Annotated in this window: 10 protein-coding genes; 3 read left to right on the top strand and 7 right to left on the bottom strand. The window is 45.9% G+C overall.

All coding sequences use genetic code 11. The annotated features are described in order from the left end of the window. Window positions 1-104: 104 nt before the first annotated feature. Both ung and nfo read right to left on the bottom strand, forming a co-directional pair. The gene (gene ung, locus Pcarn_RS02105; RefSeq protein WP_261834759.1) at window positions 105-776 is read right to left on the bottom strand and encodes a uracil-DNA glycosylase; all 672 of its coding nucleotides are present in this window, start codon (window positions 774-776) and stop codon (window positions 105-107) included. A 263-nt stretch (window positions 777-1,039) separates the two neighbouring features. Then, complete coding sequence (gene nfo, locus Pcarn_RS02100) at window positions 1,040-1,900, bottom strand: deoxyribonuclease IV (RefSeq protein WP_261834758.1); 861 nt, start codon at window positions 1,898-1,900, stop codon at window positions 1,040-1,042. 323 nt (window positions 1,901-2,223) lie between these two features. Here nfo and grcA point away from each other — a divergent pair, with 323 nt between their 5' ends. After that, the gene (gene grcA / locus Pcarn_RS02095; protein ID WP_261834757.1) at window positions 2,224-2,601 is read left to right on the top strand and encodes an autonomous glycyl radical cofactor GrcA; all 378 of its coding nucleotides are present in this window, start codon (window positions 2,224-2,226) and stop codon (window positions 2,599-2,601) included. Between the two features lie 132 nt (window positions 2,602-2,733). On the opposite strand, the gene thrC is transcribed toward grcA, so the two are convergent. The 3 genes from thrC to thrA are packed head-to-tail and all read right to left on the bottom strand — an operon-like array spanning window position 2,734 to window position 7,436. Further along, window positions 2,734-4,014: a threonine synthase gene (thrC, locus tag Pcarn_RS02090; protein ID WP_261834756.1), complete on the bottom strand. Its 1,281-nt coding sequence runs from the start codon at window positions 4,012-4,014 to the stop codon at window positions 2,734-2,736. Then, a complete protein-coding gene (thrB, locus tag Pcarn_RS02085) occupies window positions 4,011-4,973 on the bottom strand; it encodes a homoserine kinase (RefSeq protein ID WP_261834755.1) in 963 nt (320 codons plus the stop codon). Before thrB ends, thrC begins: the two co-directional genes overlap by 4 nt. Before the next feature lie 3 nt (window positions 4,974-4,976). Beyond that, window positions 4,977-7,436, bottom strand: a complete 2,460-nt coding sequence (gene thrA / locus Pcarn_RS02080; protein WP_261834754.1) for a bifunctional aspartate kinase/homoserine dehydrogenase I — start codon at window positions 7,434-7,436, stop codon at window positions 4,977-4,979. A 388-nt stretch (window positions 7,437-7,824) separates the two neighbouring features. Here thrA and Pcarn_RS02075 point away from each other — a divergent pair, with 388 nt between their 5' ends. Both Pcarn_RS02075 and arcA read left to right on the top strand, forming a co-directional pair. Next, window positions 7,825-8,319, top strand: coding sequence for a hypothetical protein (locus tag Pcarn_RS02075; protein WP_261834753.1), 495 nt, complete (start codon window positions 7,825-7,827; stop codon window positions 8,317-8,319). 432 nt (window positions 8,320-8,751) lie between these two features. Then, window positions 8,752-9,468, top strand: coding sequence for a two-component system response regulator ArcA (gene arcA / locus Pcarn_RS02070; protein ID WP_261834752.1), 717 nt, complete (start codon window positions 8,752-8,754; stop codon window positions 9,466-9,468). A gap of 68 nt (window positions 9,469-9,536) precedes the next feature. Here the strand turns inward: arcA and Pcarn_RS02065 are convergent, their stop codons facing one another. Both Pcarn_RS02065 and arcB read right to left on the bottom strand, forming a co-directional pair. After that, entirely contained in the window at window positions 9,537-9,995 is a 459-nt protein-coding gene (locus Pcarn_RS02065; protein WP_261834751.1) for a hypothetical protein, read from the bottom strand. Window positions 9,996-10,021: 26 nt separating this feature from the next. Then, on the bottom strand, window positions 10,022-12,388 hold the full coding sequence (gene arcB / locus Pcarn_RS02060; protein ID WP_261834750.1) for an aerobic respiration two-component sensor histidine kinase ArcB: 2,367 nt from the start codon (window positions 12,386-12,388) through the stop codon (window positions 10,022-10,024). Between the last annotated feature and the right edge of the window lie 25 nt (window positions 12,389-12,413).

Raw genomic sequence — 12,413 nt, 5'->3', positions numbered from 1 at the left:
CATCCCTCCATATCATCCGTTGCATTAAGTTTAAGCAATTATTTGCATGCATGTTTTGAGGGAGGACTAAAAAAGCACACTTTTTATGTGGATTTTACTCTTTCTCAACCTAGTTCAGCGGGAAGATGCCAATTGATTGGCTGTTTTCCTATATTTTCCAGATACTTATTCGCTTTAGAAAAATGCTGACATCCCAAAAAGCCTCTGCGGGCACTCAAAGGTGATGGGTGTACCGAGCTAAGAACCAAATGCTTATCCGCATCGATGTTAACCCCTTTCTTTTGTGCATGAGCACCCCACAACATAAACACAAGCCCTTGCTTTTGTTTGGAAAGAAGTTCAATAGCCGCTTCAGTAAAAGTTTCCCAACCACATTTAGCGTGAGAGTGCGCCTGACCTTGCTCAACAGTAAGTACGGTATTAAGAAGCAGCACGCCTTGCTCTGCCCAGTGAGCGAGATAACCGTGAGAAGGGATCTCGAACCCCTCTATGTCTGTATTTAGCTCTTTATAGATGTTGCGCAGTGATGGTGGGATCTTGTTGCCCGGCAGTACAGAGAAGCTCAGACCATGAGCCTGGTTAGGGCCGTGATAGGGATCTTGCCCTAGGATCACTACTTTCACTTTATCGAGAGGCGTTGAATCAAAGGCCGAAAAGACCTGGTCTTGAGGAGGATAAACAGTTTTGCCCAAGCTTCTTTGCTCAGACACAAACTGCTCAATTTTGTCAAAGTAAGGAAGCTGTCGCTGCTCTTGTATAAATCCTTGCCAGTTCATATACCACACCAATTAATAGAGAGTGTGGCAAGGATAACGCTAACGACAGCGCCGATAAATTATTTCTTAGCTGGGGCGTGCAGTGGTGCGCGCTGTGGAGTTCGAAAATGTCCTTGTCCACGTTGAACAGGACGAGCTTGAGGGATGATTGAAACTGCTTTAAACATGGCACACTCCTTGTACTTTGTGACTCCTGTCACATTAAGTAATGAAAGATGCGTGCCAAAAGATCAATGTCAGCGCTTAAATATTACCCGAAAGGGTTAGGTAACCCCTTGTTCAAAGGCTCTCAGCGCCTGAATTTCCTCTGCCCATATCTCCGGCTCAATGGTTTCAAGGATTAGCGGGATCTTATCGAAACGCGGATCTTGAGCGATAAATTTGAAACAGTCCCAACCAATCTCACCCGCACCTAAAGAATGGTGGCGATCCACCTTACCACCTAGGGCGATCTTTGAGTCATTAATGTGCATTGCACGCAAATAGTGCATCCCGACCACACGATCAAACTCAGCGAAGGTCGCTTCACAAGCCTCAAAAGTACGAAGGTCATAACCGGCAGCAAAGGTATGACAGGTATCGATGCACACACCTACACGCGATTTATCTTCTACCTGATCGATAATCTCAGCCAGATGCTCGAAGCGCCAACCTAAGTTCGTCCCCTGCCCTGCGGTATTCTCAATAACCGCAATCACATCTGGTACCGCCTTATGAGCAATATTGATAGATTCAGAAATTAAACGAAGACACTCAGACTCAGAGACCTTCTTGAGATGACTACCAGGGTGGAAATTGAGTAGCGTTAGGCCAAGTTGATGACAGCGCTCCATCTCATCGATAAAAGCAGCACGAGATTTCTCTAACTTCTCCGCCTCTGGAGCCCCTAAATTAATCAGATAAGAGTCGTGTGGCAGAATCTGCTCTGTTTTAAATCCAAGCGCAGTACAGTTCTTTTTAAACGAATCTATGCTCTTTTGAGTGAGAGGTTTTGCCACCCATTGACGCTGATTCTTGGTGAATAAAGCGAACGCATTTGCACCAATTTCCTTGGCTCTTAACGGGGCGTTCTCAACCCCTCCAGCAGCAGAGACATGAGCGCCTAAAAACTTGTTTGTTGTCATCAAATCTTCTCTTTAAATGGCTAATTTAGCCCTATATTCCGAACACTAAGTGCATCGAATTTCGTTTAAATGTTGTTAAATAACACCATTTATTGTGGCATTTGTTCCGATTGTGTAAAAACAGCCTTTATAACACCATGTTTTAATTATAACTTGATCATAATCATGGAAAACACCCCAAAAAAAATATGGTTTTTAGTTGTTTTTTGACGTAAATCAATATAAATTAGCAAACATAAAGTGAACGGGAATGCTCAAGGTTCCGACCCCAAAAGATTTATCCATATTACAAACAATTAATTTTTGAAGCTGAGGAGAAAGTTATGATCCAAGGAATCCAAATTACTAAAGCAGCAAACGATGAGCTACTTAACTCAATCTGGCTACTAGATTCTGAGAAAAACGAAGCACGTTGTGTAGTTTCAGCTGCGGGTTACGAAGCAGATCAAGTTATTCCTGCATCTGACCTAGGTGAATACGAAAGCCGCGAAATTGCAGTAGAGAAAGCACCTAAGATCGAAGGTGGTCAGCACCTAAACGTTAACGTTCTTAAGCGCGACACTCTAGAAGACGCAGTTAAGCACCCAGAGAACTACCCACAGCTAACTATCCGTGTATCTGGCTACGCTGTACGTTTCAACTCTCTGACTCCAGAGCAGCAGCGCGACGTTATCGCTCGTACCTTTACTGAGTCTCTATAATAGAGACCCGTAAATCGCTAACTCCGGTTTAGAAAAAATTCAAAGCCCAGCTATCTAGCTGGGCTTTTTCGTAAGCTACAAATATAAAAAAAGCGACAATCTATTGTCGCTTTTTCATTTTAAGTCAGAGGCTTACTGCACTTTCTTCAATAGAACCTTAAGCTGTTCAAAATCATTGTTCAGCTCTTCTGATAGAAGCTCCATAGCAGCATGCTTAGCCAAAGGACCTGGCAGCTCGATATCTGTATCTAGGATCTCGTCTACTACCTCTTTGAACTTAGCCGGATGGGCAGTACATAGGAAAAGACCTGTTTCGCCTTCGTTTAGCTGCTCTTGAAGCACACGATACGCGATTGCACCGTGAGGCTCACACAGGTAGCCCAAGTCATTCAGTTCTTTCACACTCTCTGCACTCTCTGCATCAGTCACTGCACCGCTACCTAGGGTATCCAATCCCCAACCTTTGCGCTGACAAAGCTCTTCGATACGAGGCCAGTTGTTTGGCTGGCTTACGTCCATTGCATTCGAGGTGGTTGCCACGGTTGGCTTTGGATCCCACTCACCTGTAGTCAGGTAACGTGGCACGGTATCGTTCGCGTTAGTCGCAGCGATAAAGCGTTTGATAGGAAGACCTAGCGCTTTTGCTAGAAGGCCTGCGGTTAGGTTACCAAAGTTACCGCTTGGTACAGAAACCACTAGGTTCTCACGCTCTTCCTTGCTTAGCTGAGCTGCAGCTTCGAAGTAGTAGCAGATCTGAGCCATCAAACGACTGATGTTGATAGAGTTCGCTGAGTTTAGGCCGATCTCTTCACGTAGCTCTGCATCATCAAATGCCGTTTTTACTAGTGTTTGGCAATCATCGAAATCACCATTGATAGCAACAGTGTGGATATTCTTACCTAAAGTACAGAAAAGCTTCTCTTGTAGCGGGCTGATCTTTCCTTTCGGATACAGGATCACTACGTTGATGTCTTCCATACCATAGAAGGCATGAGCAACAGCCGCACCAGTGTCACCTGAGGTTGCTGTAAGGATGGTGATCTTGCCACCGTCAGAGACAGTCGCTAGAGATTGAGCCATAAAACGGCCACCAAAGTCTTTAAAGGCTAAGGTTGGACCGTGGAATAACTCAAGGGCATAAGTGCCATCTTTAACTTGCTTAATCGGTGCTGGGAATTGAAAGGCATTATCTACCAACTCAGCTACTTTAGCGCTTTCTAGCTCGTCACCGATCAGAGCAGATAGGATCTTACTGCTACGGCTAACAAAGTCTTCCGCTAGAAGAGCATCGATATCACCCATATCCGGAATATCGCTTGGGAAAAATAGACCTTGATTACGTCCTAGTCCCTGACGAACGGCTTGAGAGAATGAGACTTGCTCGTCGTCGTGTTTGATGTTGTACAGCTTCATAAATTGCTTCCTGTAATTTTCGAGCCTTTTTGGTCTATCTGACAAATATGCACGAAACCGTCGTCATTTTGAACATAATTTGTAGCCAGCCACGCCTTAACGCGCTCTGCTACTTCTAAACTATCGCAGATGGTAAATAGGGTTGGACCACTGCCTGAGATACCTGTGGTCAATGCACCTGCGGTTGCTGCGTAGTCTCGCGCTTCGGGGAAGCCCGGAAGCAATCGCTGACGATACGGCTCAGCCACTACATCGCGAATCATCTTGGCCGCCAGCTGCGGCTGATTCGAGTAACTTGCATGGATAAAACCAGCAAGATGACGGCCGTGGGCGATAACGTCTTGGCGACGGTATTGCGCTGGCAATATCTCACGCGCGGCAGCGGTAGAGACATTAATACCCGGATAGGCCATTACCCAATACCAGTTTTCAAAGCTAGGGATAGACTGACTAATGATATCCAGCTCTTCGACCATAAGCTGCACGCCACCTAGATAACAAGGGGCAACGTTGTCATAGTGAATACCACCAGAGATCTGTCCTTCCATCTCACCCATAAGGGCAAGAAGCTCAGTTTCACTTAAAGGATTAGTGTGGAACTGGTTTAGCGCATCTAGCGCTGCCACGATGGAGCAAGCACTCGAGCCAAGACCAGAGCCGATTGGCATATTTTTCTGTAGTGTCATAGCTACTGGCAGTAGCTCAGAGCCCTTATTTTTCAGCTCACGAGCAAACACTTTCCAGCAGTCATACACTATGTTCTGCTTAGGGTCTGATGGCAGTTTGGCAACAAAATTACCCTCTGCCTTCAAGGTAAAGTCTGAATGTCCAAGGGCAACGGTGACCTTATCCCCCAAAAGAGTGCCATCCACAGGAGAAACCGCCGCGCCCAACACGTCAAAACCAACGCTCACATTACCAATAGAAGCAGGAGCGTATACAGTTACACTTCTCGACATAAGTTACACCCCAAGCTTCCAACCAAGAGTACGCATCACATCAGAGAATACACCTGCTGCTGTAACCTCAGTGCCCGCACCATAACCACGCATCACAAGCGGAATTGGCTGATAGTAACGGCTGTAGAATGCTAGGGCATTCTCACCATCTTTAACCTTAAATAGCGGGTCGTTTTCATCAACAGCGGCGATAGTCACGCGACATTTACCTTCGTTGATCTCACCCACATAACGAAGCACTTTACCTTCTTCAGCCGCTTTAGCTGATAGCTCGCTAAAGTATGCATCCGCTTCAGGAAGACGCTCTAGGAACTCCTCGATGCTACCTGAGTCATCAAAGCCTGGTGGCAGGGCCTGGTCTACAACTACATCTTCAAGCTCGATAGACATACCAGTTTCACGAGCAAGGATAAGTAGCTTGCGTGCCACATCCATACCAGATAGGTCATCACGTGGGTCAGGTTCAGTGAAGCCGTTTTCCATAGCTACTTGGGTCGCCTGGCTTAGGGTCATCCCCTCGTCTAGCTTACCGAAGATGAATGACAATGAGCCCGATAGGATACCGTTGAATTTCTCTAGTTCGTCACCAGCAGAGATAAGGTTTTGCAAGTTCTCGATAACCGGCAGACCGGCACCTACCGTTGTCTCATACATCAACTTGCGACGAGAACTACGCGCAACTTGGCGAAGCTGGTGATAATAAGCCATGCTCGCCGTGTTCGCTTTCTTATTAGGGGTTACCACGTGGAAGCCCGCAGCCAAGAAATCGGCGTATTGATCGGCGATAAACTCGCTCGAAGTACAGTCAACCAATACTGGGTTGATGATGTGATTACGCTGAACCACAGAGCTTAGGGAGGTTAGGCTGAATTGCTCAGAGGCGTTGTTCATGCGATCGCGCCAGTGTTCTAGTGGCAGACCTTCAGGATCCAATAGCATGCCCTTACTGTTGGCAAGGCCGCAGATACGGATAACGATCCCCTGTTTAGCCAGTTTTTGTTGCTGACGACGAACCTGATCCACAAGCTCACCACCAACGCCACCCACACCTACTACGAATAGATCTAGGAAGTACTTAGAATTAAATAGATTTTCATGACAGGCTTTGATCGCCTCGGAGATCTTATCTTCTGGGATCACTGCTGAAATAGCTCGCTCTGATGATCCTTGGGCGATGGCAACAATGTTTACATTAACCTCAGCCAAGGATAGGAAGAAGCGAGATGCCACTCCTTTAGAGGTGCGCATACCATCGCCTACAAGGGTCACGATAGCCACATCATCGATGAAATCCACTGGCTCTAATAGGCCATCTTTCAATTCAAGCTCAAACGCTTCATCCAGTACTGTTTTCGCACGAGCGCGGTCTTGTGCTTCAATACAGAAGCTGATGCTGTACTCAGATGAAGACTGAGTGATAAGTACGATAGAGATACCAGCAGATGACATAGCGCCAAACACGCGGCTAGCCATGCCCACCATTCCCTTCATACCTGGGCCTGACACGTTAACCATAGTCAGGTCGTTCAGGGTTGTGATGCCCTTTATTTCCAGATTGTCTTCGCCTGTATCTAGGCCGATCAATGTACCAGCCCCTTGAGGGTTGAAACTGTTCTTGATAAGACATGGGATATGGAATTGAGCGATTGGAGCGATAGTTTTAGGGTGCAGAACCGAGGCGCCGAAGTAAGAAAGCTCCATCGCCTCTTGATAGCTAAGAGATTTAAGCAGGCGAGCATCTTCTACAAGGCGAGGGTCGCAGTTGTAAACGCCGTCTACGTCCGTCCAGATCTCACAGCAATCTGCACGAAGACAGGCTGCTAGCACTGCAGCTGAGTAATCAGAGCCGTTACGGCCAAGGGTTACTAGCTCACCTTTATCATTGCCAGCGGTAAAGCCCGGCATGATATGAACCTTGCCCTTAGCAAGTGGAGCGGCTTGGAAGTTGAGTGTAGATAGCTCTACATCGACCATAGCTTCTAAGTGATCGCCGCGAGCAAAAAGATAATGAACAGGGTCGATAAGTGCTGCGGCTTGGCCTTTCGCTTCAAGTACAGCCTTCATTAGCTGGATTGAAACCTTTTCGCCTTTACTGATGATGCGAGCATTTACATGGGATGGGCAGGTTCCAAGTAGTTGGATACCTTGAATAAAATCTTCTAGATTGCCTAGTGATTCTTCAACCTGAGCTTCGAACTCTTCCAGCTGAAGGTTTGGTAGCGCGGCTTGAATCTCAGAAGCCAGTTCAGCAAAAGCGACTCTGAGCTCTTTTACATTATGCTCGGTGTCCTGACCTTCTAGCGCCGCTTCTATAATCGCAACCAGCTTGTTAGTGGTTTTTCCCGGTGCTGACAGAACTACTGCCAACTCTTCCTGATCCGCATTGTTGGCTATGATGTTCGCCGCTCGCATAAATCGTTCTGCGTCAGCTAACGAAGATCCCCCAAACTTAAGTACTCGCATTCCATTCTCCCTGAACAAAATTGAAAAAAAAGGCCTGTATCTGGTGGGGATACAGGCCTTTTTTTAAAGATTCTTTCTCTCAGCAGCCTGCCCCAACACAACCGGTGTCGGTAATAATGATTCGGGTAATCAGGCCATTCATAAACATATAGATAAAAACTTTTCTAACTCGTTTTCTTTACTGTCTCTAGCAATACCTATTTTTCGTAAAACAGTCAACGCCAAATTAACAATAGAGAATAATTTTTCATTTATGGTGACCAGCATTTAAGCACTCACCTGACCAAAAATTGAGCTTAAGATCACAGAATATTGACCTAGTAAGTTGGCAACTTACTCAGCAAGTTCCATACTTGTTTCTCTTTCAAGGATGAAATTAGGAGATGCGATGAAAAGCAAGATCATTCCAGCCTGCATAGCTATCGCCTCCTTGTCATACCTACCAAGCGCGTTATGCTCAGAGCAGAATCAAGTGGATAGCCAGCCTTGGCTTAAACCTGAAACCTCCCCTCACAAGGTGTTTATGACTGCTGACTCAAGTTCAGGTGAACAGTTTGATGTGTGGCAGATGGACACTGGTTACGCTTACTCGGTCATGGATAACGTCGACCTTTACGTAGCAACTCGTATTTCGAATGCCGGCGACAACACGCCCAGTCGTGGCTTTCTAAGTGGCGTAAACTACCACTTCAGCGAAAAGCTCAGTGTTAATAGTGCTATCTACACAGCACCAAGCAATTCTGAAGGTAGCAAACTTAATGAGGGTGTTAGCGCCGAGGTCTCAGGTAAATACATGCTGACAGATACCCTAAACCTCAAAGCAACCCTAGAACATGAAGAGTGGCAAAGCGGAATCGAGGTTAAACTCGGCTTTAGCTTCTAATTCATCTCACCTATGAATACGCAACCCATTTAACAAAACAGTTGCAAGCAAATGTAAATGCACTCATTTTTTGACCGTTTACCGTATGGCTTCATTCCGATGAAAAACTGCGCTACATCACGGTTTTGCAATCTATTGCAGAGGTTTTGTTAAAATTTAAGGATTGATTTAAATCAATAAAGTGAAAAATATTAACAGAGTTAGATTGTTATAAAGCTGTTAAGTGGGTATGATGCTGTCCAAAATTGGCTAAGAATGAAAAATTTTTACGGATTTGAAATTATCTTAGATAAGTTCCATGGAGGGGAGCATTTAGGTGAACTGAAATCATAATTTACAGCATTTGTTGTAAACAATTTCATTACCTTAATGTTATTTTTTTGCCTAGTATTTAAATAGTTATAGTTAATTAAGCACAGTTTAGGTAGAGCAATGCAAACCCCTAACATTCTTATTGTTGAAGACGAACAAGTTACCCGCAGCACCCTTAAAAGCATTTTCGAAGCGGAAGGCTACAATGTTTTTGAAGCGGTTGATGGTGACACCATGCATCAAACCATCTCCGAGCACTCAGTAAACCTAGTTATCATGGATATAAATCTTCCTGGTAAAAACGGTTTGCTTCTAGCACGTGAGCTTCGTGAGCAAGCTAACGTTGCACTTATGTTCCTTACCGGTCGTGACAACGAAGTAGACAAGATCCTTGGTCTTGAAATCGGCGCTGACGACTACATCACCAAGCCTTTCAATCCACGTGAGCTAACCATCCGTGCTCGTAACCTTCTAGCTCGTTCAATGAACGCAGCTCAAGCAGGTGACGAAGAGAGCAAGAACGTTGAGAAGTACACCTTCAATGGTTGGGTGCTGGACATCAACAGCCGTTCACTGGTTAACCCAAATGGTGACTCTTACAAGCTACCGCGCTCTGAGTTCCGTGCCCTACTTCACTTCTGTGAAAACCCAGGCAAGATCCAGACACGTGCAGAGCTACTTAAGAAGATGACTGGTCGTGAGCTTAAGCCACATGACCGTACGGTTGACGTAACTATCCGTCGTATCCGTAAGCACTTCGAGTCAGTTGCTGGCACTCCAGAGATCATCGCGACTATCCACGGTGAAGGCTACCGCTTTTGTGGTGACCTAGACTAAGTTTTACTTAGTTCAGATACATAAAAACCCAGCATTTGCTGGGTTTTTTAATATCTAAAATCGGAGTTCTAGAAAACTAAGTCGACCTTCACACCTTGCTCAGCAAGCCACACCTTCTTCTGCTCATTTTCCATCAGAATGGCAATGTCCACAGAGTCCACTTCTTCTTCAAAATGCTCGGTTTGTTTGAAGGAGATCTTCCATTGGTTTTCGTTAACCGCCTCAACCTCGAAGTTATCTTCGCTGATTTCGACCGATTCATCATTATGGCGAAGCCAAATACTGACCACACCAAGATCGGCAGGAATGTCTTGGTCGGCTGACAAAATGATACTGCCATGCAGAGGGATTGATGCCTCTTCGCCTATCATAGGCATCTTATTAAGCCACATACGACTCTCAAGATTGATATTAGTGTTCTCTACCATTGCGGAAGATTCTTTCTGCCACTGAACAACTTCGCTAGACGCGCACCCAATCAAAAGTGATGCACACACAAGTGCACCCGCTGCAGCTTTAAGTTTCATTGTTATTCGCTCCGCTTCGAGAAAACTTAACTGTCAAAATTTTTGTCGACCCAGTTTAACAGCATCCCAATATCATTTAAGTAATTGTTTTTAATTTCATCTACCCAATCGTGGATATTTTCCCACCAAGCGGGTAATTCTGGTGATTGAGCCTGCTGAGCAACCGATTGAATACGCTTAAGACCCACAGAGCCGGCCGCTCCCTTAATCTTATGCGCCTCAGAGGCAATCGCCTTTTGATCCTTAGCAACTAGATTTGAATCTAGAATAGAGACGTAATCTGGCATCATCTCAGTAAACAGCTGAATACTGTCTACCACAGGCTTCTTGCCCACTATCTCTATATAGGAAGTGAGCATCTCGGTATCCACGATATCCTCGAGTCGTACCTCAGGATTCACATCCTCTAGCACCGCCTTGGTTGCATGGGTTTTCACCTCGACTACATCGGTATCGAGGTCGCAAAGCTTGTTCATCACCTTGCGAAGTGCCTTAGCCGATAGTGGCTTGCTAATAGCATCCTGCATGCCTGCATCTCGATACTGAGTCTTATCCTTAACCAGATTTGCCGTCAGCGCCACGATTGGTGGCAGCTCACTATAGGTTTGCTGAAGCTCACGTGCGATATCGAAGCCAGTCATATCCGGAAGTTGGATATCTAGGAGCACGAGATCATATCGGCTTGGATCGAACGCCCTCAATGCTTCTTTACCTGACATAGCCACTTCTACTCTATGCCCAAGGCTTTCGATTAGGGAGCGAGCAACAGTAATGTTGAGCTCTATATCCTCAACCATAAAGATAGATAGGCTGGTCTGATTCTCTTGTTTGGCTTCTTCCGTGTCTGCAGCTTTTTCACCTAGAGGAACGGTGATCTCAACATAGAAGGTACTGCCGTGACCAAGGTCACTGGTGGCGTATAGTTCGCCCCCCATCTTCTCAATCAAAGAGCGGGAAACTGCCAGGCCGATACCTGTACCCACGGCATGTAGGTTTCCTTCTTCCGATTTCACCTGGTAATACATGGCGAAGATCTTCTCTAGCTCATGCTCAGGAATGCCCACACCGGTATCTTCAATCTCAAAGCGCAGCGCTACCTGATTATCGTCAACAGGATCAGCACTCACATTCACGTTAACCCCACCCTCTTGGGTGAACTTCATCGCATTGCTGATAAGGTTCCACAGCACCTGACGCAAGCGAGTAGCATCCACCACTACGCTATCGGGCATCTCTGTCAATCTATCCAGTTCGAAGTTAAGGCCTTTCTGCTCTGCCATTAGGCGTGACAAACTATCTAGCTCGGTAACAAACTCCTCAAAGCTAAGCTCAGACGGCACCAACTCCAATTTACTGCGGTCAAACTTATCCATATCGATAATGTCATTGAAGATATGGCCCAGCGTTATGGCACTCACGTTGATAGTCTGCATATGCTGACGCTGTTCTTTGCTAAGCGAGGTATCCAAAAGCATTCGGCTCAAACCAACAATGCCGTTTAACGGGGTGCGAAGCTCGTGGCTGATAGTAGAGATAAAGGTGGTCTTATCTCGGCTAGCTTTTTCTAGGGATTCTTCGTGATGCTTACGCTCAGTGATATCACGGCCAAAACCCACCAGACCAAGGTGTTTGCCTTGTTTATCGAAGAAAGGCACCTTTCTCAGCTCAAAGAAGGCTTTGCGACCGTCAGGATACTCTAGCCATTGTTCATAGATAAGCTCTTGATTCTTTTCAAAAACCACCTGATCAGTTTCTACAATTTGCTGAGCTATCTCCTTCTTGTAGACCTCCCAAGGAGTCAACCCCACCAGCTCTCTCTCAGTCTTACCGGTAAGCTTTTCAACGGCCTTGTTACAGCCCGAAAAGACGCCATCGGCGCTGCGATAGTAAAAAAGATCTGGGGAGGCATCGATGAAAGATCGCAGTAGAGCCGTGCGTTCTGACAATGCAATCTGGGTGACTTCGCGCTGATACACCTCATGTTCGAGGTCTGCCATTGCCTGCTCACGAGACTCCTCAGCCGCCAATCTCTCTTTTATCTCTACATTGAGTTTTTCGATGTTCTGCCTAAGTTGATGATTGAGTTCTAGGTCGCGCTCTCGCATTTCGTTGAGCTTGGATACGAGTTTAGAAAGGCGCCTGCGCGACTCTTCTAACTGCTCAACTATGGTAGAAACAAAATATACAGCCCAAGGGGTCATGATAAGGCCGAACGCTAACGAACGTAGCATGTGCCGAGTATCAAAGGATTCGTTGAGATAAAAAGCGATAGCAAAGTGTACCAATACGGCGAGAGCAATCAGTACAACAGCAATAAGAATAGAGAATCGAAAGATGCCTAGGCGGATAAGCCAATCGACATAATACTGGGAAAAACGTTTCATTGGGCGCATCAAGCAGTCCTTGTATCAAGTGCTA

This window comes from Vibrio ishigakensis (assembly GCF_024347675.1).
GTDB lineage: Bacteria > Pseudomonadota > Gammaproteobacteria > Enterobacterales > Vibrionaceae > Vibrio > Vibrio ishigakensis.
Note: the sequence above shows the minus strand (reverse complement) of the source record. Positions and strands in the feature narration are given on the sequence as shown.